This window comes from Sinomonas sp. ASV486 (genome assembly GCF_030908215.1).
In the GTDB taxonomy this organism is placed as follows: domain Bacteria; phylum Actinomycetota; class Actinomycetes; order Actinomycetales; family Micrococcaceae; genus Sinomonas; species Sinomonas puerhi.
Map to the genome: position 1 here is coordinate 419368 of NZ_JAVFJK010000001.1, position 23231 is coordinate 442598.

General features: G+C 68.7%; 24 protein-coding genes. 9 read left to right on the forward strand and 15 right to left on the reverse strand.

Annotation, left to right across the window (positions count from 1 at the left end; translation table 11 throughout):
* Positions 1 to 3 precede the first annotated feature (3 nt).
* From RBS60_RS01925 to RBS60_RS01945, 5 genes are all read right to left on the reverse strand, one after another.
* Entirely contained in the window at positions 4 to 600 is a 597-nt protein-coding gene (locus RBS60_RS01925) for a YceI family protein (protein WP_307955811.1), read from the reverse strand.
* Between the two features lie 80 nt (positions 601 to 680).
* Positions 681 to 1082 carry a YccF domain-containing protein gene (locus tag RBS60_RS01930; protein WP_307955812.1) on the reverse strand — a complete coding sequence of 134 codons (402 nt, stop codon included), beginning with the start codon at positions 1080 to 1082 and terminating at the stop codon, positions 681 to 683.
* A 247-nt stretch (positions 1083 to 1329) separates the two neighbouring features.
* Positions 1330 to 1815, reverse strand: coding sequence for a pyridoxamine 5'-phosphate oxidase family protein (locus RBS60_RS01935; protein WP_307955813.1), 486 nt, complete (start codon positions 1813 to 1815; stop codon positions 1330 to 1332).
* A gap of 78 nt (positions 1816 to 1893) precedes the next feature.
* Positions 1894 to 3609: a DEAD/DEAH box helicase gene (locus tag RBS60_RS01940; protein ID WP_307955814.1), complete on the reverse strand. Its 1716-nt coding sequence runs from the start codon at positions 3607 to 3609 to the stop codon at positions 1894 to 1896.
* A gap of 267 nt (positions 3610 to 3876) precedes the next feature.
* Positions 3877 to 4941 carry an Lrp/AsnC family transcriptional regulator gene (locus RBS60_RS01945; protein ID WP_307955815.1) on the reverse strand — a complete coding sequence of 355 codons (1065 nt, stop codon included), beginning with the start codon at positions 4939 to 4941 and terminating at the stop codon, positions 3877 to 3879.
* 89 nt (positions 4942 to 5030) lie between these two features.
* On the opposite strand from RBS60_RS01945, the gene RBS60_RS01950 reads away from it, so the two are divergent.
* The 3 genes from RBS60_RS01950 (at position 5031) to trmB (ending at position 8614) form a co-directional block, all read left to right on the forward strand.
* Complete coding sequence (locus RBS60_RS01950) at positions 5031 to 6326, forward strand: M20 family metallopeptidase (RefSeq protein ID WP_307955816.1); 1296 nt, start codon at positions 5031 to 5033, stop codon at positions 6324 to 6326.
* A 23-nt stretch (positions 6327 to 6349) separates the two neighbouring features.
* Entirely contained in the window at positions 6350 to 7651 is a 1302-nt protein-coding gene (locus RBS60_RS01955) for an MFS transporter (RefSeq protein ID WP_307955817.1), read from the forward strand.
* An 84-nt stretch (positions 7652 to 7735) separates the two neighbouring features.
* Positions 7736 to 8614 carry a tRNA (guanosine(46)-N7)-methyltransferase TrmB gene (trmB, locus tag RBS60_RS01960; protein WP_307955818.1) on the forward strand — a complete coding sequence of 293 codons (879 nt, stop codon included), beginning with the start codon at positions 7736 to 7738 and terminating at the stop codon, positions 8612 to 8614.
* Between the two features lies 1 nt (position 8615).
* On the opposite strand, the gene RBS60_RS01965 is transcribed toward trmB, so the two are convergent.
* Both RBS60_RS01965 and RBS60_RS01970 read right to left on the reverse strand, forming a co-directional pair.
* On the reverse strand, positions 8616 to 9353 hold the full coding sequence (locus RBS60_RS01965) for a zf-HC2 domain-containing protein (protein ID WP_307955819.1): 738 nt from the start codon (positions 9351 to 9353) through the stop codon (positions 8616 to 8618).
* Positions 9350 to 9859: a sigma-70 family RNA polymerase sigma factor gene (locus RBS60_RS01970; RefSeq protein ID WP_307955820.1), complete on the reverse strand. Its 510-nt coding sequence runs from the start codon at positions 9857 to 9859 to the stop codon at positions 9350 to 9352. The genes RBS60_RS01965 and RBS60_RS01970 overlap by 4 nt, the downstream gene beginning before the upstream one ends.
* 128 nt (positions 9860 to 9987) lie before the next feature.
* Here RBS60_RS01970 and RBS60_RS01975 point away from each other — a divergent pair, with 128 nt between their 5' ends.
* On the forward strand, positions 9988 to 10572 hold the full coding sequence (locus RBS60_RS01975; protein WP_307955821.1) for a hypothetical protein: 585 nt from the start codon (positions 9988 to 9990) through the stop codon (positions 10570 to 10572).
* A gap of 128 nt (positions 10573 to 10700) precedes the next feature.
* Here RBS60_RS01975 and RBS60_RS01980 read toward each other — a convergent pair whose 3' ends face one another.
* On the reverse strand, positions 10701 to 11171 hold the full coding sequence (locus RBS60_RS01980; RefSeq protein WP_307955822.1) for a MarR family transcriptional regulator: 471 nt from the start codon (positions 11169 to 11171) through the stop codon (positions 10701 to 10703).
* 50 nt (positions 11172 to 11221) lie between these two features.
* On the opposite strand from RBS60_RS01980, the gene RBS60_RS01985 reads away from it, so the two are divergent.
* Entirely contained in the window at positions 11222 to 11638 is a 417-nt protein-coding gene (locus tag RBS60_RS01985) for an organic hydroperoxide resistance protein (RefSeq protein ID WP_307955823.1), read from the forward strand.
* A 100-nt stretch (positions 11639 to 11738) separates the two neighbouring features.
* Positions 11739 to 11906, forward strand: a complete 168-nt coding sequence (locus RBS60_RS01990; RefSeq protein WP_307955824.1) for a hypothetical protein — start codon at positions 11739 to 11741, stop codon at positions 11904 to 11906.
* Between the two features lie 283 nt (positions 11907 to 12189).
* Here RBS60_RS01990 and RBS60_RS01995 read toward each other — a convergent pair whose 3' ends face one another.
* A complete protein-coding gene (locus tag RBS60_RS01995) occupies positions 12190 to 13113 on the reverse strand; it encodes a helix-turn-helix transcriptional regulator (protein ID WP_374049196.1) in 924 nt (307 codons plus the stop codon).
* 16 nt (positions 13114 to 13129) lie between these two features.
* Entirely contained in the window at positions 13130 to 14125 is a 996-nt protein-coding gene (locus tag RBS60_RS02000) for an aldo/keto reductase (protein WP_374049201.1), read from the reverse strand.
* 150 nt (positions 14126 to 14275) lie between these two features.
* Between RBS60_RS02000 and RBS60_RS02005 the strand changes: the two genes are divergently transcribed.
* Positions 14276 to 14599: a carboxymuconolactone decarboxylase family protein gene (locus RBS60_RS02005; protein WP_307955827.1), complete on the forward strand. Its 324-nt coding sequence runs from the start codon at positions 14276 to 14278 to the stop codon at positions 14597 to 14599.
* Between the two features lie 32 nt (positions 14600 to 14631).
* Positions 14632 to 16026, forward strand: coding sequence for an MFS transporter (locus RBS60_RS02010; protein ID WP_307955828.1), 1395 nt, complete (start codon positions 14632 to 14634; stop codon positions 16024 to 16026).
* A gap of 26 nt (positions 16027 to 16052) precedes the next feature.
* On the opposite strand, the gene RBS60_RS02015 is transcribed toward RBS60_RS02010, so the two are convergent.
* Genes RBS60_RS02015 through RBS60_RS02035 form a run of 5 tightly spaced genes read right to left on the reverse strand, consistent with a single transcriptional unit; the run spans position 16053 to position 21416 of the window.
* Positions 16053 to 17333 carry a 2-hydroxyacyl-CoA dehydratase family protein gene (locus RBS60_RS02015; RefSeq protein WP_307955829.1) on the reverse strand — a complete coding sequence of 427 codons (1281 nt, stop codon included), beginning with the start codon at positions 17331 to 17333 and terminating at the stop codon, positions 16053 to 16055.
* Positions 17330 to 18493, reverse strand: a complete 1164-nt coding sequence (locus tag RBS60_RS02020; RefSeq protein WP_307955830.1) for a 2-hydroxyacyl-CoA dehydratase family protein — start codon at positions 18491 to 18493, stop codon at positions 17330 to 17332. The genes RBS60_RS02015 and RBS60_RS02020 overlap by 4 nt, the downstream gene beginning before the upstream one ends.
* Positions 18494 to 18504: 11 nt before the next feature.
* The gene (locus RBS60_RS02025; protein ID WP_307955831.1) at positions 18505 to 19740 is read right to left on the reverse strand and encodes a CoA transferase; all 1236 of its coding nucleotides are present in this window, start codon (positions 19738 to 19740) and stop codon (positions 18505 to 18507) included.
* 33 nt (positions 19741 to 19773) lie between these two features.
* Complete coding sequence (locus RBS60_RS02030) at positions 19774 to 20682, reverse strand: alpha/beta hydrolase (protein WP_307955832.1); 909 nt, start codon at positions 20680 to 20682, stop codon at positions 19774 to 19776.
* Between the two features lie 53 nt (positions 20683 to 20735).
* Entirely contained in the window at positions 20736 to 21416 is a 681-nt protein-coding gene (locus RBS60_RS02035) for a TetR/AcrR family transcriptional regulator (RefSeq protein WP_307955833.1), read from the reverse strand.
* 173 nt (positions 21417 to 21589) lie between these two features.
* Between RBS60_RS02035 and RBS60_RS02040 the strand changes: the two genes are divergently transcribed.
* Positions 21590 to 23173 carry an ABC transporter substrate-binding protein gene (locus RBS60_RS02040; protein WP_307955834.1) on the forward strand — a complete coding sequence of 528 codons (1584 nt, stop codon included), beginning with the start codon at positions 21590 to 21592 and terminating at the stop codon, positions 23171 to 23173.
* Positions 23174 to 23231 lie beyond the last annotated feature (58 nt).

Below are 23231 nucleotides of genomic sequence, written 5' to 3' on the forward strand. Positions count from 1 at the left end.
TGATCAGTCGTGATCGGGCTTCTCGTTGCTGTCGCCGTCGCCGTCGCTGTCAGTAGACTTGATCGCTGAGATCTCGAACTCGAGCAGGATGCGGTCGGAGACCAGCACGCCGCCCGAATCGAGGCCAGCGTTCCAGTTGACACCGAAGTCCTTGCGGTCGATGCGGCGTGATCCCTCGAAGCCGGCGCGCATGTTGCCGAACGGGTCGGTCTCTATGCCGATGAACTCGATCGGAACCGCGATCTCCTTCGTCACGCCGCGGATCGTCAGGTCGCCGTTGACGATGAAGCTATTCTCCTCGACCTGGTCAATTCGCTTCGAGACGAACGTGATCTCCGGATGGTGCGGCGCATCGAAGAAGTCATTGGTCCGAAGGTGCTCGTCACGCTGTGCATTGCGGGTGTCGATGCTCTTCACCTGGATGACGACGTTGACGGACGAGTTGGTCGGCTCGTCGACGTCCACGTTGATGACGCCTTCGACGTCGTTGAACGCGCCGCGTACCTTGGTGACCATCGCATGGCGCGTCGAGAAGCCGAGTCGCGTGTGTGCGGGGTCGAACTTCCACTCGCCGGCAAGTGAACTATCGAGTTCGGGCATTCGTGCCTCCTTATCAGACCAAACCTATAGTGCGCTCAGGCACGTGTCCAAGAGCGCTGCAACCGGTTCGACGCGCCGGGTCAGCGCCCGAAGCCTGCGAGAAGGCGGTCGGTGGGCACGATTTCCTTGCCGAGCGGCATGAGCGAGACCGGAATGAGCTTGAGGTTTGCGATCGCGAGGGGGATGCCGATGATCGTCGTGGCCATGGCGATGGCCGTCGCGACGTGGCCGATGGCAATCCAGATTCCTGCCACGAGGAGCCAGATGATGTTCCCGATCATCGAGGCCGTTCCGACGCGTCCGCCCTTGTCCACGATCGTGCGGCCGAACGGCCACAAGGCGTAGGAGGCGATGCGGAACGACGCTATGCCCCACGGGATGGTGACGATGAGGGCGCAGCAGATCAGTCCCGCGAGGAAGTAGCCGAGGGCCAGGACGAAGCCGCCGAAGATGAACCAGATGAGATTCAGAAGAGTCTTCATGCATACCAGTCTGCCCTGCCGGACGGGATCCACAGAGTTCTCCGACGCGGTCTACTGCTCCGCCGGGTGGGGCCACGATTCGTGTGGACCTCCCACCCGGTTCAGAGTCGCGTGCACGGCCGGACTCACGGCGGTGGGCTAACCATGCGGTGTGCGGGTCGGGTTCGGCGTCTCGCTGGCGTTGGTAGGGCGCATGACGCCGGTGAGTCGGGTGACGCCGCACCGCCCGATGGAGCTCGGCTGGGTGCTACTCGCCCGAGGCCCGAGGGCCGCCCATGAACTGGGAGGCCCAGTGACCCGGGTCCGCAACCAAGAACTGACGACCGGTGATCTCGGACGGAACGATCCGCACGAAGAACGCCTTCTCCCCCGACTGCCACGGGAACAGCGGCAGCGCGACAGCGTCGACGATCTCTTCGGTGTTGAGCACGGGCTCGAGGACACCATGGATGACGACCGACCAGGCCTCGCGGACGTCGGCCTCGTAGCCGTCGACCTCGAAGGCGACCTTGAGCCGGCCCATCGACGCCGCGAGCTTTGTGCCCGGGGCTGTGCGGAAGAGCACAGTCCCGCGGTCCACGAGGTAATTGATCGGGAAGAGCTCGAGGCGCTCGCCGCTGCTGAAGGCCAGCCGGCCCACAACCATGGTTCGGGCCCGTTCCCAGGCATCCTCAGGCGAGAGGGTGCGGACGCCCTCAGACTGGGTGGGATTCGGGGTCTCGTGCTTGGCCATGCAGCCAGTGTATGGCGTGCTGAGGCGAAGCCTCAGGGCCGTACGACCCGACGTCAGCTCACGGACGAGTGGGGTGGGTCAGCGGGCGTTGGAGGCCGGCGCGCCTGCCCGGCGCGGACCACGGCCGCGCCCCTGGCTGCCGCGCTGGCCCTGGCCACCCTGGCTGCCCTGGCCACGCTGGCCCCCGGAACCCGAACCGCCGGAGTAGCTGCCGCCGGAGGTTCCGCCGGTCGTCGAGCTCCACACGGCTGCGCTCCCTCCGCGGGTCTGCTCGCCGCCCGTCCGCTCGCCGCGCTGCTGCCCTCGCTGCTGCTGACCGCGAACAGGCGCCGAGCCCTCAGCACGGGTCCGCGAGCCCCGGCCCTGCCGAGAATCCTGGCCGCCCTGCGAGGAGCGTGCGGTCTGGCCCTTCGCGGCCGGAGCGTCGTTGCGGTGTCCCTCGCCGCCGGCGCCGCCACGTCCGCGGCGAGCTACGTCGTCGCGCGTGCCCTGGCCTGCACCAGGGCCGCGGCGTGAGCGCTTGCGCTGCGCGTTGGCGCCGGTGGACGTGCCGCCGCCCTGCTGCGGCATCTTCGCGGCCACGGCCGCGGCACGCACCTCCGGATCAACGTACTCGGCACGCTCGCCGACGAGCGCTGCGACCTCGGACGAGGACGACGTCACAGGCGTGATCTCGACCTTGACGCCGGCGTCGCGTAGCAGCTTGCGGACGTCGTGCTTCTGCTCGGGCAGGACGATCGTCACAACGGTGCCGTCCGAGCCCGCACGGGCCGTGCGGCCAGAGCGGTGCAGGTACGCCTTGTGCTCGGCCGGCGGGTCGACGTGGACCACGAGCTCGACGTCGTCCACGTGCACGCCGCGCGCGGCGACGTCGGTGGCGACGAGCACGCGCACCGCACCGGATGCGAAGTCCGCGAGATTGCGGTCGCGGGCGTTCTGGGACAGATTGCCGTGGAGGTCGACGGCGGGGATGCCGGACTTCGTGAGCTGCTGGGCCAGGCGCTTGGCGTGGTGCTTGGTGCGCATGAACAGCACGCGACGGCCCTGGCCGGACGCGAGCGCCTCGATGAGGTTCTTCTTGCTCGTGGCGTCCTGGGTGAGCAGGACGTGGTGCTCCATGGTGCTCACCGCGGCCTGCGGTGCGTCGACCGAGTGGGTGAGCGGCTCGTGCAGGTAGCGCGTGACGATCTTGTCCACGCCATTGTCCAGGGTCGCCGAGAAGAGCAGGCGCTGGCCGTTCTTCGGGGTCTGGTCGAGGAGGCGCTTGACCACGGGCAGGAAGCCGAGGTCCGCCATGTGGTCGGCCTCATCGAGGACGGTGACCTCGATGTCGTTCAGGTTCACGATGCCCTGGCGGCCGAGATCCTCGAGCCGGCCGGGGCACGCGATGATGATGTCGACGCCGCCGCCGAGCGCACGCTCCTGGCGGGCCTGGGAGACGCCGCCGTAGATCACCGTGGTGTTCAGCCCCATGGAGGCAGCGAGCGGGGCGACCGTCGCATCGATCTGGGTGGCGAGCTCACGGGTCGGGGCGAGCACGAGCCCGAGCGGGCGGCCCGGACGACGGCGCCCCGAGCCTGCGCGGCCCGATTCGGCGAGGCGTGCCACGAGCGGCAGCGCGAAAGCGATGGTCTTGCCCGAGCCGGTGCGGCCGCGGCCGAGGACGTCACGGCCCGACAGTGTGTCGGGAAGGGTCTTGGTCTGGATGGGGAACGGCGACTCGATGCCCTGGTCCGCAAGGATGCGGGACAGGGGCGTGGGCACGCCAAGGGAAACGAAGGTCTGATCAGCCATGGCTGTAGGAACTCCAGCGTCGGATCGGCCCCACAGGCCAAAGCGGCCCACAGGGTTCGCCGAGGAAAGGGAGCCTGGCCTCACCGCTGCCCGCCCTCGAGGGTCGGGGCTGCGGGGCCTGGAAACGCGTTCATCGACGCAGGCCGCGCGGCGCTCGGTTCCGGGAATCCCGGCCGGGCACGGCGACCCAAATATCTATACTAGCAGGGACTGCGAGGCCTTCCCGCATGCCAGCGCAGACACCACCAGCCAGACTGCGCGCACGCCTCAGTCCAGACCGGCCGGGATGGCCGCCGGAGCAAGGTCCACGCGCCCCCGCGCCCTGCTGTCCGGGCCGACGAGGACGCCCATGCGCTTCGTCACCCTCAGCACGACGATGCTTTCGAGGAACTCAATCCCCGGTACCTTTTCCGCCATGGCCATCTCGGCCGCCGCGACCTCCGCCACCGAGCGCAGCCACATCGTGACGATGAAGTTGGCCCGACCCGTGATGGACGCGGACAGGCGGACCGAGCGGATCGAGCGGATCGCCGCGGCCGCAGCGGTGTGCTGCCCTGACGGCACCTTCGCGTACCACGTGCAGGTCGCCGGGAAGCCGACGGCAAGCTGGGCCACATCGCAGCGGAACGCGACGAGCCCGGACCCGAGCACCTTCGCGAGCTGCCTCTGGACCGTGGACGGATTCCGGCCGAGCTCCTTGGCCATCTGCGCCGAGCTGGCCCGCCCGTCCCGCGCCAAGAGGGGCAGGAGGTCATGGCACGCCGGCGTGAGCGGGCCGGAGGACCTCGGCCGCTCGGCGAGCTGGGCGAACGCTGCGGACTTCTTCGCGTCGAGGGCGGGGATCCGCCACGAGTGGCCGGCCTGGTGAAGCGTGCTGCCGAGCGCCGCATGGATCCTCTCGACGCCGGGGATGGCCAGGATGGCGGGGGCGACGACATTCGCGTAGTCGTAGAGGGATCGTGTGAAGACGGTCAGCATGGCGTCGTGGTGGCCGGCGGGGAGCTCGACGGTCTGGACCTCGGGGATCGCGTTGAGTGCGTCCGCCACGGACATGACTGTGCCCGGGGAGCAGTCGACGTCGACGAACGCGAGCGTCATCTCGGTGGGATCGCCCACCCCGTAGGACGTGATCCACGCGAGGCCCTGCGACTCGAGGCGCTCCCACCGCGCGGCAAGCGTGGCGGGACGCACCCCAAGGATCGCGCCCGCGTCCTGCCACGTGACGCGGGGGGCGATCTGCAGGGCGTTGATGAGTTCGAGGTCCTCCTCGGAGAGGACATCCAGCAGCGGTCCGTCCGCACGATTCTGACGACTTGGTCTCAGGGTCTGCATGATACTGACGAACTTAGTCGGTCACTTCGCATCTGGCCACACACTGGGGGCGGACATCGCCACGTGGCGCAGGTCACAGGAAAGGAATCATGGAGTTCATCGACACCGCCCGGAGTCTTCAGGGCCAGCTCACCGAGTGGAGGCACGCCCTCCACCAGGAGCCGGAGATCGGGCTCGCGCTCCCCCGGACCCAGGAGAAGGTCCTCGCGGCCCTCGATGGGCTCGGGCTTGAGGTCTCGACCGGCACCGACACCACATCGGTCACTGCGGTGCTGCGCGGCACCGGCCGTGCCACGGCATACGGTGCGCCGCACGACGACGGCGAGTCGCCGTCGTCGTCCGCCTCGCCTGCCGTGACCGGAACGGGCCGCCCCACCGTGCTGCTGAGGGCCGATATGGACGCCCTGCCCGTGCAGGAGCGCACCGGGGCCCCGTTCACGTCGCGGATCGACGGCGCGATGCACGCGTGCGGCCACGACCTGCACACCTCTATGCTGCTCGGCGCAGCCACCCTGCTCTCCGACAACCGGCACCGGCTCGCCGGGGACGTCGTCTTCATGTTCCAGCCGGGCGAGGAGGGCTACGACGGAGCGTCCGTGATGATCCGCGAGGGCGTCCTCGACGCCGCCGGGCGCCGGGCCGACGCAGCCTTCGGCATGCACGTCTTCTCGTCGATGGCGCCCCACGGGCAGTTCGTGACGCGGCCCGGGGTCATGATGAGCGCCTCCGACGGGCTGTTCGTCAAGGTCCTCGGCGCGGGCGGCCACGGCTCAGCCCCGCACATGGCCAAGGACCCGGTGACGGTGGCCGCCGAGATGGTCGTCGCGCTGCAGACCATGGTCACGCGCCAGTTCGACATGTTCGATCCGTGCGTCGTGACGGTAGGCCGGCTCGCCGCAGGGTCCAAGCGCAACATCATCCCCGAGACGGCCGAGTTCGACGCGACCATCCGCACGTTCTCGGGCGCGAACCGCGAGCGCATGCAGACGGCGATCCCGCGGCTGCTGAAGGGGATCGCCAACGCGCACGGCCTCGATGCCGAGGTCCGGTACGAGGCCGAGTACCCGCTCACCGTGACCGACGAGCGAGAGACGGAGTTCGCCGAGGCCGCGATCGCGGAGCTCTTCGGCGCCGACCCGAGCGCGCCGAGCCGCCACGCGCGTCTGGCCCAGCCGCTGAGCGGCTCGGAGGACTTCTCCCGCGTGCTCGCCGAGGTGCCCGGGAGCTTCATCGGCCTCAGCGCCGTGCCCGCTGGCGTCGACCCTGCCACCTCAGCGTTCAACCACTCCCCCTTCGCCACGTTCGACGACGCGGTGCTCGCGGACGGCGCGGCCCTCTACGCCCACCTCGCCCTGACCAAGGCCGCCTCCCTCGCGGGCGCCTGATCCTCACCTTTCGAAAGGCCACCATGTCCACCAACACCGCCGTTGCCGGACGACTCCGCAAGGCACCGTCCACGCGACAGACGATCATGAGCACCGGCGTGGGGAACGCCGTCGAGTGGTTCGACTGGAACGTCTACGCGACGTTCGCGCCGTTCTTCTCGAAGCAGCTCTTCAACGGAGCAGACCCCACGTCCGCGATCCTCTCCACTCTCGCCGTCTTCGCGGTGGGCTTCCTCGCACGGCCCTTCGGCGGGCTCGTCTTCGGCTGGATCGGCGACCGGATCGGGCGCCGCACGTCGATGACCTTCGCCGTGGCCCTCGCGGCCTTCGGCAGCCTGCTCATCGCGATCGCCCCGACCTTCACCTCGGTCGGCGCGTTCGCCTCGCTCACGCTGCTCATCGCCAGGCTCATCCAGGGCCTCGCGCACGGCGGCGAGCTGCCCTCCTCCCAGACGTACCTCTCCGAGGTCGCGCCGAAGGAGAAGCGCGGGCTCTGGTCCTCGCTCATCTACGTCTCCGGGACCGCCGGGGTCCTCTTCGGCACCTTCCTCGGCGTGCTCCTCACGAGCGTGCTGACCAAGGCGCAGATGGACGCCTTCGGCTGGCGCATCCCCTTCTTCCTCGGGGCGGCGCTGGGCCTGTACGGCCTCGTCATGCGCTTCCGGATGCCCGAGACCGAGGCGTTCGAGGGGCTCGCCTCCGGCACCACCCAGCCGAAGCACCGGATGTGGCGCTCGATCGTGGAGCACCGGAAGCAGGCCTTCCAAGTGATCGGTATGACGGTCGGCCTCACGATCATCTACTACGTGTGGGGCGTCGTGGCCCCTGCTTTCGCCATCTCGAGCCTCCACATCAATGCCTCGGAGGCGCTGTGGGCGGGTGTCGGCGCGAACGTCGTGTTCCTCATCGCACTGCCGCTGTGGGGAAGGCTGAGCGACCGGATCGGCCGCAAGAAGGTCATGATCATCGGCGGGGTCGGGGTGGCGGTGCTGCACTTCCCGATGACGTGGCTCCTCCACGACTCGGCCTGGCAGCTGTTCGTCTCGATGTCCGTCATGCTCGTGTTCATCGCGTGCTCGGCGGCGATCGTGCCAGCCGCGTATGCCGAGATGTTCCCCGCGCACATCCGCACCGTGGGTGTGGGCGTGCCCTACTCGATCTGCGTGGCGCTCTTCGGCGGCACGGCGCCGTACCTCCAGCAGCTCTTCGCCGATGTCCTGCACGCGTCCTGGGCGTTCAACGTCTATGCGGTGGTCATGGTCGGCGTCTCGATCCTGACGGTGCTGGCCCTGCCCGAGACGAAGGGCAAGGATCTCAGGCACTGAGTTTCCAGCCCGACGGCGCCCCCTCCCGCGCGTGACCTGCGCGCGCGAGGGGGCGCCGTCGTGCGTCCCGTAGCCTTTAATGCGATGAGCGAGCACCCCGAATCCCCCGCGCCGGCCCACGGCGATCCCCTCCAGGGCAACCCCGTCACCCCCGGCTCACAGGCATCCTTCGGGACGTACCGGCGGCAGCCGGTGAGCTTCGTGCGGCGCGGAACCCGCCTGCAGGGGCGGCGGCAGACTGCGTGGGACGAGCACGCGGACGCGTACGTGGTGGACGTCCCTCGACACGTCGCGGACACGTCCGTGCATCCGGACTTCGTGTTCGACGCGGCGGCGGAGTTCGGGCGTGCAGCACCGCTCGTCGTCGAGATCGGCTCCGGCCTCGGCGAGGCGATCGTCGCGGCGGCCGAGGCGCACCCGGAGCACGACTTCCTCGCCGTCGAGGTCTACAAGCCCGGGCTCGCGAACACGCTCCTGCGCATCGCGCAGCGCGGCCTCACGAACGTGCGCGTGGTCCAGGCCAACGCCCCCGAGGTCCTCGGCACGATGCTCCCCGCAGGGTCCGTGGCCGAGCTGTGGGTGTTCTTCCCCGATCCGTGGCACAAGTCGAAGCACCACAAGCGGCGCCTCGTGCGGGACTCGTTCGCCGACCTCGCGGCGCGGGTGCTCGCCCCCGGCGGGGTGTGGCGGCTCGCGACCGACTGGTCCGGCTACGCCCAGCAGCTGCGCGAGGTGGTCGCGGACTCGCCGCACTTCCGCAATGCGCACGACGGCGAGCTGGCCGGCTCCGCAAGCCCCCTCACCGCCGCGTGGGCCTCCGGCGTGGATTGCGAGGCGACCGGGGAGGTCGACGAGGTGGGCGGCTGGGCGCCCCGATTCGAGGGCCGCGTCCTGACGAGCTTCGAGAACAAGGCGCTGGCGGCCGGCCGCGTGATCTTTGACCTCACGGCCGTGCGGGGCTAGCTCAGCCGACTGAGGTGCTGGCGATGGTCTGCTGGGCGGCGTCCCGGATCTCGACCGTCCGGATCGAGGCCAGCTGGATCGACGTCGCACCGGTCAGGACCGCGCGGCTCGCGTAGCCTGCCGAACTCCAGCTGGCCGCCTGCTGGGACGAGCCGTCGGCGCCGACCACCCACACCGTGAACACCCCGCCGTTCGGCATCCCGTGGCACGTCAGGTCCAGCTCGGTGCCCCACCCCTTCCGTACGAGGGCGAGGTCAACCTGCGCGCCGGATTCCGACGCCAGGGTGAGGGTCTGTGCAGGGGCAGGGGCCGTCGCGGAAGGACGGGCCGATGGGGCGGGGCCCCCACCGAGCGCGGTCCCCACCACTGGTCCGGCCGCGATTCCCGCGGCGAAGAACCCCGCGGCCGCCGCAGCGAGGGACCCCGCCCACACCGCCGAACGCGCACGACGGCGCCGGGCCACCCGGGCGAGCAGCTCGCGCGGCGCGCCGGCTGGCCCGAGGGCATAGTCAGGCGAGCGGGCGTCGTCGTGCGCGATCTCCCCGGCGCGCGCGAGGGGAACCGCGTCGAGGAGCGCCGGCAGGGTCTCGAGCGAGGCGAGCTCGGCGCGGCAGTGGACGCACGCCGCGAGGTGTACCTCGACCGCCCTGGCTTCGTCCGGCGAGAGGGCGCCCAGCACGTAGGCGCCGAGGTCGAGGCGGAGTCCTTCGTGCCCGGAGGGATGCTGTGTGGCGGTCATCGGTCCACCCCCATCTCGTCGAGCGCGGAGCGCAGGGACTTGAGCGCGTAGAAGCAGCGGGACTTCACGGTTCCGGCCGGTACACCGAGCTCTTGGGCTGCTTCCGCGACGCTGAGCCGGCGGTAGTGCACGGCCACGAGCGCCTGACGGTGCTCCGGCGTGAGCCGGGCGAGGGCCTCCTCCATCACTACGCGGTCGAGGAGCTCGTCGATGCGCTCCACATCCACGGCCACGGCGAAGCCGTCGGGCATCTCGTCGATTGAGGCCGCGGACCTCGGGCGCCGCGCGGCGAGGCGGTGCTGGTCCACGATCAGGTTCCTCACTGTCCGGTACAGGTAGGCACGGAGGCTCTGGGTGTCCGGCGGTGCCTGGCGCCACACGCGGATGATCGCCTCCTGCACAATGTCCTCCGCTTTCGAGCTGCCCACCGCCCCACGCGCGAAGCGGCGGAGCGCGGCGCCGTGCTCGCGGTAGAGCGCCGCGACAGCGTCCTCATCCATGGGCATGCAGGCCTCCTCGCCACTCACACGCGCCCGGAGCCGATTCGGTTCATTCCGCCTGAACCATTCTGCGCCCGGAGGCGTCTGAGGGGCAGAGCGACGGGCCAACCGCCGCACGAACGGAAAGGCAAACCATGAACAAGCGAGCAGCCGTGTGGATGGCCGCAGCCTGGGCGGTGCCGGCCTTGGCACTCGCCGGCTGCGGCGGCACGAGCGGGGGGTCGACGTCATCCTCGGCAGGCGCACCGGCGTCGTCCTCCGCGCCAGCGTCATCCTCCGCACCGGCGTCGTCCTCCGCGCCCGCGTCGTCCTCCGCGCCAGCGTCATCGCAGGCGGCCGCCGGCGTCACGCTCAAGACCTCGAACGCGGGCGGGCAGACCATTGTCGTAGACGGGAAGTCCATGACCGTTTACGTCTACACCAGGGACAACAAGGGCACGACGGCGAGTGCGTGCGTCGGCGGGTGCGCGCCCCTCTGGCCTGCTGTCACCACTACGGGTACTCCGACACTTCAGGGGGTCACCGGCACGATCGGGAGCATCAAGACCGCCGACGGCAAGGATCAGGTGACGATCAACGGCATGCCCCTCTACTACTACGCCAAGGACACCGCGGCGGGCGACACCAAGGGTCAGGGCGTGGCGGGCGTCTGGTACGTCGTGGGTGCCAACGGGAACATGATCCAGGCGGCGCTCATGGCGGGCACCTCCGGCTACTGACGGGAGCGGTCCGCACCTTCGCATCCGTTCACGCGGCGGGAGCGGCTGCGCACGCTCAACGACCTCGACGATGAGCCGTGCCGGCTCCTCGCGTCGGCTGGCGCCCACAACTCCTGAGCTTCATGGACTCAGGAACCGTGGCCTGCCGTCGCCTCGAAGGCGTCGAGGTGCAGCATAGCCTTGGCCAGGAGGGAGCGCAGGGCCCGCGTTTCCTCCTCGTCGAGCGCGAGCGCCGCGGCGAGTCGACGCGGGACGCTCGCCACGCGATCCCTGAGGGCCATGCCTTCCGGCGTCGTCGAGATCAGGACGCGGCGCTCGTCGCCCGGGTCCCGGCGGCGCTCGACGAGGCCTGCGGCCTCGAGCCGCTTGAGGAGCGGGGTGAGGGTCCCCGAGTCCAAGCGGAGGCGCTCCCCGATCTCGCCCACGTTGACGGGATCGGCGGCGTCCCACACCGCGAGCATGGTGAGGTACTGGGGGTACGTGAGGCCCTCCTGAGCGAGTAGATGCCCGTAGGCGCGGGTCACGGCGCGCGTCGCCGCGTGCAGGGGAAGGCACAGCTGGGCGTCGAGCTCGAGCTGGGGGTACGCCTGAGTCGTCATCACCCCATAGTACTTTGCACAGTTATATTGTGTGCAATATGATTGCTCGCATGGAAACCCTCTACACGGCAAGCGCCATCGCGCTCGGAGACGGTCGCAACGGCCGGATCCAGTCCCCTGACGGCCATCTCGACGAGCCGGTCCGCGTTCCCCGGGAACTTGGCGGACCTGGTGGGGCCACCAACCCGGAGCAGCTGTTCGCTGCAGGCTATGCGGCCTGCTTCCACTCCGCGCTCAAGCTCGTCGCGTCGCGCGCGAACGTCGACGCTAGCGGCTCGGAGGTTGCCGCGGACGTCTCGCTGCACGCCCTGCCGACCGGCGGGTATGGTCTCAGCGCCCAGCTCGAAGTGAGCCTGCCGGAGATCGACGCGGCAACGGCCGAGGACCTCATGGCGCGCGCACACGAAATCTGCCCCTACTCCAACGCGACCCGGGGCAACATCGAAGTCACCCTCGCGCTCGCCTAGCCTTCGGACGCCTGGCCTTCAGGCCTCGGCGGGCCTTCAGGCTCTGGCCGCGCCCGGGGGCCCGGCGTAGTGTGGGGACTCCCGAAGTCGAGGAGGAACCATGTCAGACTTCCGCGCCTACACGGAAGAAGAGAAGCACAGCTTCGTCGCACCGACGTGCGAGCTGTGCGGCCAGCACCGGCACATCGTGTGGCAGCAGGACGGGGACAAATGGACCCCGAGGGACAAGGGCTGTTCCAACGAGGCGTGCCCGCAGTACGCCGGCTGAGGATCCCTCAAATCCATACGCCGGTGCCGTGGGGGCCAGCGATCCAGGTCCTCACGTCGGGCGAGCACGTCGAGTCCTCTTCGCCGATGTTCCCGAGGGAGGGAGCGGCCTCGTCCCGGTCAGCCCCCATAGGCTGGTGCGCACCCTTAAGAACGGAACCGAGCGCACATCGTCGAGGTGCAGGCTGTCGAGTTAGCGAACTGAGCAGCACGACATCCGCCCACATCCTCCCGATCCTCGAAGACGCCGAAGCGATCGGAGAGACCGCCGTCGCGTGCGCGCGTCAGCCAGCCGCTCGAGCAGTCGAGGCTGAGTGCGCGTTCTGGTCCCCGGTGTCCTCCTCCTGCTCGCGGGTGGCCTCCCAGCTGGCGAGGATGCGGAGCGCGTCGGCGGTGGGTGTACCGGGTTCGGCCATGTACACGTTCAAGCTCCAGCCCGGCTGATCGGGGAGCTCGGTTCCCTCGAAGAGGAACTCGAGGTCCCCGACGACGGGGTGCAGGAACCGTTTGACGCCGGTGACGTGGCGGCGGACGTTGTGGTCGCCCCACTTAATCCGGAATTCCTCGCTTCGCGTGGAGAGCTCGCCGATCAGATCCTGCATGTCCCGGTCATGGGGGTCTCGGCCGGCTTCGGCTCGCAGGATGGCGACGATCATGTCGGCGGCGAGGTCCCAGTCCGGGTAGAACCGCTCCGCATTCTCATGGTGCAGGAAGGCGAACCGTGCCAGGTTGACTGGCCGCTCGCGCAGGGTGCTGTACGCCTCGGCGTGCAGGGCTCGGGCAAGGAGGTTGGTGGCGAGGATGTCCATCCGGCCGTTGCGGATCAGCGCCGGGCCTCCCGTGACGGCGTCGAGCATCAGCTGGAGACCGGGTCTGATCGTCGCGGGACGTGAACTGCTGCGTGGACGGCGGGCCGTGGACGCGTTCGCGGCGCGGGCGAGGTCGAAGAGGTGCTGCCGTTCGGCTTCGTCCAACTGCAGCGCCGTCGCGATGGCGTTCAGGACGGCGTCGGAGACGCCATTGAGGTTTCCGCGTTCCAGACGCGCGTAGTACTCGACACTGACGCTGGCGAGCATCGCGACCTCGGTGCGGCGCAGCCCTGGCACGCGGCGGTTCGGTCCGCCCGGTAGATCGACCTGCTCCGGTCGTACCTTCGCCCGACGCGAGGTGAGGAATTCGCGGACGTCGTCGCTGTTCTGCGTGCTCATGGCTCCCATCCCCTTCTCACAGGTTGGTCTGCGCTTCCAGGAATCCCGGGTAGCGGCCGCCCTGGATGTCGGCGTTGTCCGACGCTGCGGTCAGACGCGCGAGATCCTCCGGGGAGAGGGCGAGGTCGGCGGCGGCGATGTTCTCCTCGACGCGGTGCAGCTTCGTTGTCCCGGGAATGGGTACGATCCATGGTTTGCGGGCCAGCAGCCAGGCCAGAGCCACCTGTCCAGGCGTCGCGCCGTACCCGACGGCTACATCCTTGACAGTCTCGACCAGGGCGAGGTTGTGCTCCAGGGCGGCCGGTGCGAACCGGGGAATCTGCGCGCGCAGATCGTTGTGCTCGTCAAACGTGGTCGAGGTGTCGATGGTGCCGGTGAGGAATCCCTTGCCGAGGGGACTGAAGGGTACGAACCCGATCCCGTTCGCCTCGCAGACGGCGAGCACGCCCGCTTCGGGTCGACGCCACCAGAGCGAATACTCGCTCTGGACGGCAGTGACCGGTGTGACGGCGTTGGCCCGCCCGATCGTCGTTGCGGATGCCTCGGAGAGCCCCCAGCTGCGGATCTTCCCGGCGTCGATCAGCTCCCCGACGGCGCCGGCGAAGTCCTCGATAGGGGCAGCCGGATTGACGCGGTGTTGGTAGTACAGGTCGATCGTGTCCGTGCGCAACCTGGCGAGCGAGCCCTCGACCGCGGCCGCGAGATCACCGGGCAGCAGCATCCTTCCACGCGGCTTCCGTTCGACAGGGTCGATGTCCTGCGCGTACTTGGTGGCGATGACGACCGAGTGCCGCACCGGCGCCAGCGCCTCCCCGACGAGTTCCTCGTTCGCGTGCGGACCGTAGATCTCCGCCGTGTCGAAGAATGTGACCCCGCGCTCCACGGCGGCACGGATCACTTCGATCATCTGGGCACGGTCGGGCCGTCCGCTGTACCCACCGGTCATCGTCATACAGCCCAGCCCGATCGCGGACACGTCGAGCGCCGCAGTGCCGAGAGTTCGCTTCTGCATCGTCATGGCCTCCACCGTACGTGCGAAGCCAGCGCGATGGGGTTCCCTGCCAGAACACCTTTCACCAGGGCCTCCCGCCCGCATGGAATTGACGGTTCTCTTGATAGCGAACACCCGTTCCAACGAATCGCGAGTCCAGAGAGGAAGGCCATGCCAGCCAAGCGCGAACCCAGCGGCCTACGCAAAGCAATCGGAGACTTCACACCCAAGATCGTCGACATCACCGACGACGTCCTCTTTGGCGACATCTGGGAACGCCCCGAGCTGCCCAAACGCGACCGGAGCCTGATCACGGTCGCAAGCCTCATCACGGCCGGCAACTGGGAACAGCTCGAGGCGCATCTGAAGATCGCGAAACAGAACGGCCTGACCGAGACCGAACTGAAAGAGGTCATGATCCATCTGGCGTTCTACGCCGGCTGGCCCAAGGCGCTCTCCGCGATCAACATCGCAAAGCGCATCTTCACCCACTGACCCCCCACCGCCACCGGTCCGGAAGGACTTCTGTGCCCCGCACCGACCCCACAACGACTCCGGCACCCGCCGCTCCCGCCGATGCCACGGGGGGCCGACCGCGCATCACGCTGCTTCTGGCGTCGCTCGGGTTCTTCCTGATCACCCTCGACATCCTCATCGTCAACCTCGCCCTGACCCAGATCGGCATCGAGCTCGGCGGCGGCACTGCGGGGCGGCAGTGGGTGATCGACGGCTACACACTCACCTTCGCCGTGCTGCTGCTGTTCGCCGGCAACCTGTCCGACCGGATCGGCGCCAAGCGTTCCTTCGGATGCGGCATCGTTCTTTTCCTCGTAGCGTCGATCGGCTGCGCCGTCGCGCCGTCGCCGGGTCTGCTGATCGCAGCCCGCGTCCTCCAAGGCGCGGGCGCTGCGATCATGCTGCCCGCATCAATGGCGCTCATCCGCGAAGCATTCCCCGACCCGCGCAGGCGCACTCACGCCCTCGGCATCTGGGCGGTCGGCGGCGCCGTCGCCGGCGCGGTCGGCCCCCTCGTCGGCGGTGCGCTGACGACAGTTGACTGGCGGCTCGTGTTCGGCATCAATCTCCCCATCTGTGTCGCGATGCTGGTGCTCCGGGCCTTCGTCGCCCACTCGCCGAAACGGCCGACCCCGTTCGACTGGGCCGGGCAGGCCGTGGCCGTCGTCTCGCTGGCCGCCCTCATGTATGGACTCATCACCGGCGGCGACCAGGGCTTCGGACAACTCTCCGTCATCCTGGCGCTCGTCGTCGCCGCGGCCGGCATCGCCGGCTTCCTCCTCATCCAGGCGCGAGTCCGCCACCCGATGATGCCGCTCGAACTCTTCCGCTACAGCGGAATGCGCGTCGCACTCCTCGACGGATTCGTCTTCATGGTCGGCAACTTCGGCTCCGTCTTCGTCGTCAGCCTCTACCTCCAACAACACCTCGGCCTGAGCCCCCTCCTCGCCGGTCTCGTCTTCCTCCCATCCGCAGCATTCAGCATCACCGGCAACATCATCAGCGGGACCCTCGCCAACCGGTACGGCGCGCGGGTTCCAATCGTGTTCGGCTTCATCCTCATGGCAGCAGGGTTCATCGGACTGCTCTCCAGCGCGCCTACCGGATCGCCGATCCTCGCCGGCGTGTTCCTGATCTTCACCGGAACCGGCGGCTCGGTCGCCATGCCACCAGTGACCTCGGTCGTGCTCGCCAGCGTCCCGGCCGAACGCGCCGGCACCGCAAGCGCAGTCTTCAACACCTTCCGCCAAGTCGGCGGCGCAGTCGCGATCGCCGTTTTCGGCGCGTTCATCGCCAATCCCGACACTTTCGTCCCCGGGCTGCAGCTCAGCTTCACCATCGCCGCAGTCGCGCTCCTGGCCGCCGCTCTCATCAGCCTGCGCATCCGCACACCCCAGCACCACTGACCACGGCAGCCCAGCAACCCGAGGGGCTAGCTCTGAATCCGCTCCTCGTGCTCCACCCGGTCCTGGGGCGTGACGCGGGCGGCGAGGAAGTCGCCGATGGCCGCGCTGAACGCCGCGGGGTCTGTCGAGCGGGGGTCGGCGTTGTTCGCGCGGACCTCCAGAACAGGGATGCCCGCGGCCTCGAGGGCCTCGGTCGTGAAGTGGGCGCCGGGGACGTCGTCGGCCACGAGGTGGATGACACCGTCGACCCCGTGGTTGAGCGCCTCCTTGACGTACCAGCCTTCCGCCCAGCCTGGGGTATAGAGCTGATCCGTCATCCCGACGAACCTGGCGGCGAGGGTCCGCATCGGGTCCTCGCCGTAGCGGACGTACCCGTCCGCGGCGAGAGCGAGGTACATCGACCACACGAAGACGGCCCCGAACTCGCGCTCGAAGCGGGAGTAGATGTCCATGTCGAACCACAGGCCGCGGCCGATCCACATGAGCCGCGCCTTCTCGCCAGGGCACACGGCGTCCCCGCGGTCGACGGCGTCACGCACCTCGTGGTAGAGCGTCCTGGCGGCGTCGCGGGCCCACTCGGTGCCGCGGTGCCACTGCGGGATCATGACGCTGTTGATGATGTCGTGGACCCCGATCGGCGCCGGGCGCGTGGCGGCGAGGAGGTCACGGGTGCGGCGGTTCCACTCGGCCTGCTCATTCACGAGGTCCATGACCGAAGCGAGCCGCTCGAGCTCGAACTTCCGGCCGGCGCGCCGCTCGAGGAGCTCCACGAGCTCCCAGTTCTCCGCGGTCATGAGGTCCAGGCGCGCGGGGCCGAAGGCTTCCTCCCAATGGTGCGGAACAAGTTCCCACCATTGGGAAGGCACGGTCACCGCCGAGGTGCGCTCGAACGCGAAGAACTCCGTCCGGCCCGTCTCGGCCCACAGGTCAAAGACCTTCCGCGCGGAGTCCCCGCTCGTCTCGGCGATGACGAAGTCGGGCGTCGGCAGGCCGCCCCATGGCGCTTCCTCGGGGGGAAGCTGAGCGGCGCCGAACGCGACGGCGTCGTATTGTCTGGAGTAGTCGGGGAACCCCCGTTCGCGCAGCGCGTCGAGACTCCGGTCAGCCATCCGCTTGGCGGAGACCACTGAGGCCCACCATTGGTTGACGACGTAGGGGATGTCCATTGCGCGCAGGATCTCCTGCGGAGCGTCGGCGTTGACGAGGGCGATCGGTTGCCCCTCCGCGGCTGCTTTCTGCAGACCGGCGAACCATTGCTTCTGGTAGGCAGAGGCCCTCAGCGCCGAGGGAAGTCGTTTTCTGGTCATAGCTGTCCCGCCGTGGTGCGTTCGAGGAAGGGAGCGAGTGCCCGTTCCAGTTGCTGTGGGGAACCATCGGCTGGCTGCCTGCTGAGCAGCACCGACGGGATGTCCGCCTCCGCGAGGAGCTCCCGCTGCGGGGGGTAGTCCCACGCGGGCGCGTCGTCGAACGCTCGTGTGAAGCACAGGACCATTCCGACGCCAGCGAAGCGGGCCTGGTCGACCGTCCACCGCGCGCGCTCTGCCATCGCAGATGTCGCTGCGGCGGGGCCGCTGCGATGGTAGGCGCGGGCAAGCTCGTCAAGAAGCCCCTCGACGTGGTCCGATGCGCTCGGGTCGCAGGAGACGGTGAGCCGAAGCTGGCCCCAGTCGTGGTCTTCGCCGACGATGTGCGCCCCGAGCGCTTCGAGGCAGGCGTAGATGGTGTCCGTGTCCTGGCCGCTGCCCGAGAAGAAGACCCTGAGGCCATCGATCTCCGCGGTGTCGGCCTGCTCAAGCAGAGCCCGGTTGACGAGCTTGAGCGCATCGCGGGGATGCAGCGACTCGGCTGCCGCGAACAGGTGCAGGCTCTGACTCCCCGTTAGGCGACCCTCGCGGCGGAGCTTCTGGGCCTTGCCAAGGCGCTCCCTGAGCTCGCTGCAGCCGCGCATCGCCTCGCGGAGGGTCTCGGCCGAGACCTCGCGCCCAGTCCAGTTGCTGAGCGTCTTCGCAAAGCGGTGTACCTCGCGGCGGTCGTACTCGAGACTCGACTCTCTCCGAAGGTGCAGGAGATCGACGAGGTGCACAGGTGGCAGGGACGGCCGCCGCGAGGCCAGTTGGCGCGCCACGTAGAACTGCTGGAGGGACGCGCTGCTGTCGCGTGAGAAGGCGATCCCGGCCAGGAAGTCCAGCTCGCCGGCCAGGATCTGGCCGAGGATGGAGTGGGCGACCGGGTCAATGGCCTCGCCGAGCAGGTCCTTCGCATCGCCGGAGGCGAAGCCAGGGCGGCTGTGCAGGCGCAGTGGAATGGCCCCGGCCGCGACGATGAGCTCGCGCGGGACGTCCGCCCCGACGAAGCCGACGACGGTTCTGCCGGCCGCGGCTTCCTCACGAGCACGCTCGACGCGTCGCGCGTAGAGCTCGGATGCAGCCTCGAGCGCCTCTCCGGGGTTGGCCTTCGCCGGGTTCACAGGCTGGGCCTTCACAGGATCGAGCTGCGCTTGAGCTCATCGATCTGGGCCTCGGTGTAGCCGAGCAGACCGCTGAGGATCTCGTCGTTGTGCTGGCCCAGCCGCGGGGCCGGACGGTCCAGCGAGGTCTCGGCGCCAGACATCACGAACGGAAGGCCCGGGCCGAAGAGCTCGACGCCGGTCTCCCCGCCCGGGTGCCGCAGTGCGACAACTTCTCCCCGCTCCCGCACGCCCTGATCGTGCACGGCGTCGAGCGGATGCCTCACCTCGGCCACCGGCACGCCATTCGCCTCGAGCGCCGCGATTGCCTCGCCGAGCTCGCAGCCCGCGGCCCATTCGGCAATCATGGCGTGGAGCTCGGTCGCGTGGTGAACGCGGCCGTCTCTCTGTGCGAAGCGCTCGTCGTCTGCGAGCTCGGGCCGGCCGATGGCCGTGAGCACCCCGTGGGCGAACTTGTCCGTGGGCGCGCACAGCGCGATCCATCCGTCCTTCGTCCGGAAGGTCCCGAAGGGCGCGAGTCGCGGGACGTACTCCCCGGTCCGCAGTGGCAGGCCCAGCATCTCGAACGCGTCGAAGGGCTCCGCCGCCACGAGCGAGGTGAGCGAACCGAGCATCGAGACGTCCACGTGCTGCCCGCGCCCGGTGGCGCCGCGCTGGATGACCGCCGCCAGGGTGCCCATGACGGCGAACATCGGAGCGACGAGGTCCCCGACTGGGAGGCCGAACCGCACTGGGCCTCCGCCTGGCTCCCCCGCTGTCATCATGACGCCGCTCAGTGCCTGGATGATGGTGTCCATCGCCTTGCCGTTGCTGCCCTTGTAGGTGGCCCCGAAACCGCTGATGGACGTGTAGATGAGGGCGGGATTGGCCTCGGCGAGGTCGTCATATGAGATGCCGAGCCGGGCGGTGACTCCGGCGCTGTAGTTCTCCACGAGGATGTCCGCTTTGGCTGCCAGATCGAACAGGACCTGGCGCCCGCGCTGGTCCTTGAGGTCGAGGGTGATGCTCTCCTTGTTCCGGCCGCGGGAGAGGATCGAGACGGACATGTCGTCCTCGGACAGGCGACGCACGTTGAGGCCGTCGTGGCCGAGGTACGGGGAGTTGTTCCGAGCGGTGTCGCCGCCGGTGGCAGGGTTCTCCACCTTGATCACGCGGGCGCCGAGGCCTGCGAGCAGCAGCGTCGCGTAGGGCCCGGCGAGGGCGGTCGTGAGGTCGATGACGGTCAGCCCGTCGAGAGGTCGTTTCATGGCAGTTTCCACTTTCTGATGGCCAGCCGGTTCCTAGTGGCCGGCCGGGGCGGACGCCGCGGCACCTCGGTCGCGGTAGACGGGCTCACCCGGGCGCGCGACAGGGAGACCGCCCTCGGCGAGGCGCAGTTCCTCCAGGTAAACCGCGACCTCGCGGACGAGGCGCGCGGGGCTTTCGCGCCCGATCCAGTGGCCCTCGTCCTCGAAGAGCACGGCCTTGGCGCCGCGGACGTGGCGGGCAGCCCGGAGGCACGATTCGGGCGAGATGACGCCGTCGCGCAGCGCGCCGAGGATGAGCACGGGAACGTGGATCGACTGGAAGACCTTCTCGAGTTCCTCGTCCGTCGTCGCGTCCGGGAACGGCTTACCCTGGTTGATGGTCGCCTCGTCCTCGCCCCACGATGTCATCACGGCGATGCGCTGCTGGATGTACTTCTCGCGCCACGCGGTCCGCTCGGGATCGTCGCTCCACCCCGCCATGATGCGCAGCTGCTCGGCGATCGCCTCGGGGTTGCGCCGGCCCTCCACGATCTTCCGTCGGCCTTCAGAGGAGTCGACGCCGCCCGCGCGGTCGTGGGGGGTTCCGACGACGGAGATCAGGGCGCGGAGCCGCTCCGGATAGCGGCGGGCTATGTGCCAGCCGATGCCGCCGCCGTGCGAAATGCCGGTGTAGATGAAGTTCTCGATCCCCAGCCTGTCCGCGACCGCGCACACATCATCGGCCCACTGGTCGAGCCAGCCCTGCTCGGGCTGCGCCTGGTGCGTGGACTGGCCGAAGCCCCTCGCCTGGATCGTGATGACCCGGCAGTTGGTGGGCTCGGAGGCGAGCAGCTCCGGGAAGGTCCCGGCGGTGAAGCCGCCCGCACACGAGAGGACGACATCATCTCCCGAGCCGAATTCCTCGTAGTACAGTTCGGCGTCGCCGATATTCATGAGCGGCATTGGATTCCTTCCACAACGAAGAATTGATAAAGAAAGTCAGAGGAGAGAAGAATTCACCACCACGCGCCCAGGTGGGCGTCGCGGACGATGTCGAGGATCTCCCCGACCGTCGGGCGGGCGAGCTGGGCGGCCCTCAGGTAGCGCCGGCCGCGCTTGGCACGGACGGCGCCGAAGGCGAAGTCCCGGTACTCGGTCACGAGCTGCTCGAGCCCGATCTCGCCCTCCGGGCGGTACCACTGGTTGACGAGGGTCATGGACCGGATGAGGCCACTTCGGGTCACGACCGTCGAGCCGAAGTCGAAGACGCCTGCCGCCTTTCCAGTGTCGAGGATCTCCGACCAGAGGTCTTGGGTCCGCTTTCTGAGCGCCCCCAATTCCGCGGGCCACTCATGGAAACTGCTCTCCTGCTGCAGGAGAGAGCTCATCGTCGGGTGCTGGACGGGCACGAGGACGTGCACCGCGACGAGTGCGGCGAGCTTCTCCTCGGGCTCCCCCACCGAGGCGACGGCGGCCTCCGAGGCCTCGGCGTGCCGGTTCAGTCCATCGGCGACGAGCTCGCGGAGGGCCTCCTCCTTCGATCCCAGATAGTGGTAGAGGACCGAGGAGCTCACTCCGGCCTGGGAGCCGATCTCACGGATGCCCGTGTTGTGGAAGCCCTTCGTCGAGAACAGCTCGAGGGCCGCGCGGTAGAGCTTCAGCTCGACGCCCTCTTCAGCGGCACGCTGTCGGTTCATGACATCTCCTTCCGTGCCCCGTCCTCGCGGCACCAACTCGTCGAGATCGTTCGATCTATTCAGCAGATCAGTCGATCTATTTCCCATTGACGATGCTAGCAGCGTGCCGTTACTGTGGGCAATACCACTTGTGAACTGCATCTCATCGGATGCGCAGAGCAACGGAGCTCCCCATGATTCGATTCCCATCGGTCCCCCACGCGAGGCTCAAGCTCGCGGCAACCGCGGCAGTCGCCGCCGTCGCCCTCTCCGCCTGCGGCGGCGGCCCGCCGTCCTCCACGTCCGCCGGCAGCGACAAGCTCACGATCCAGTTCACCGGTCCACCCGTCAGCCTGAACCCGGCACTGGCCAGCACTGGCGGATCGGTGGTCTTCACTGCGCTGGCCTACGACCCGCTCATCTACCAGGCCGGCGACGGCAAGCTCGTCCCCGATCTCGCCACCTCGTGGCAGTACGTCGGGACCGGGAACATGGTCTTCGAGGTGACGCTCCGTGACGGCGTGAAGTTCTCGGACGGGACGCCCATGGACGCGAATGCGGTGGTCGGATCGCTCAAGTACTTCCTGAGCGCCAAGGGCCCGATGATCTCCCATCTGGGCAAGATCGCCTCGATCGATGCCGACGGGACCAACAAGGTCCGGATCACGTATTCGGAGGCGAACCCCGACGCGGCCCTCAGCCTGACCCAGTACAACGAGTTCGGACTCGTCATCAGCCCGAAGGGCGTTGCCGATCCGGCGTCGCTTCTCAAGAAGAGCGCGGGAACCGGCGCCTACACCTTCGATTCCGCGGACGCGGTCACCAACAGCTCCTACACCTACAAGAAGAACCCGAGCTACTGGCAGCCGTCTGCCCAGAAGTTCCAGACAGTCAATGTCAAGGTCATCGGAGACCCCAACGCCGTCCTCTCGGCCATCACGACCGGCCAGGTCGACTTCGCGGGCGGCGCGGCCGACACGGCGGCTTCGGCGAAGTCGCAGGGGATCTCCATCACCCCTGCGCCCTACTTCAACTGGTCGCTCAATCTCCTGGACCGCGACGGCTCGATCGCCAAACCGCTCGCCGATGTCCGCGTGCGCCAGGCCATCGCCCTCGCGTTCGACAGGTCCTCGCTCGCCACCGCGCTCGGCGGAGACTACGGCAAGCCCAGCACCCAGGACCTGCTGCCGGGCACCGACGGCTACATGACCAACGATCCCGGCCACGGCTACGACCTAAACAGGGCCAAGCAGCTCATGGCCGACGCCGGCTACGCCGACGGCTTCTCGATGCCGGTCATCACGACCTCCATCCTCGACAAGAACACCACCATCTCTCAGGCCATCACGCAGGCCCTCGGCGCGATCGGGATCAAAGTCGACCTCCACGTCGAGTCGACGGGCATGTCCCAGTACTCCTCAGGCGTCGCGAGCAAGAAGTACGCGGCCTCCATCTACCCGACCGCCGGAACCGACATGATGCAGTTCTACCAGCAGGACCTCGCCAAGGGCGTCCCGCAGAACCCCGAGAACTCGAGCGACCCGCAACTGGAGGACCCGTATCAGAAGGCCCTTGCGGCCCCCACCGATGCCGAGCGCACCAACCTCTACCAGCAGATGTCCAAGCGGCTCCAGGACCTCGCGTGGATCGTCCCGATCTACCAGCCGCAGACGCTCTGGTACAGCAAGAACGTCCACAACGTCGCGGCATCCGCCGGGAACCCGAACCCCCTGCCGGCGGCACCGGATCCCGCCCTTGCCTGGACGCTCGGCGGCTGAGCCGCACCGAGCCCTCGATTCACCGACGATTAGTCACTTGAGGAAATGAAGCCTTCAC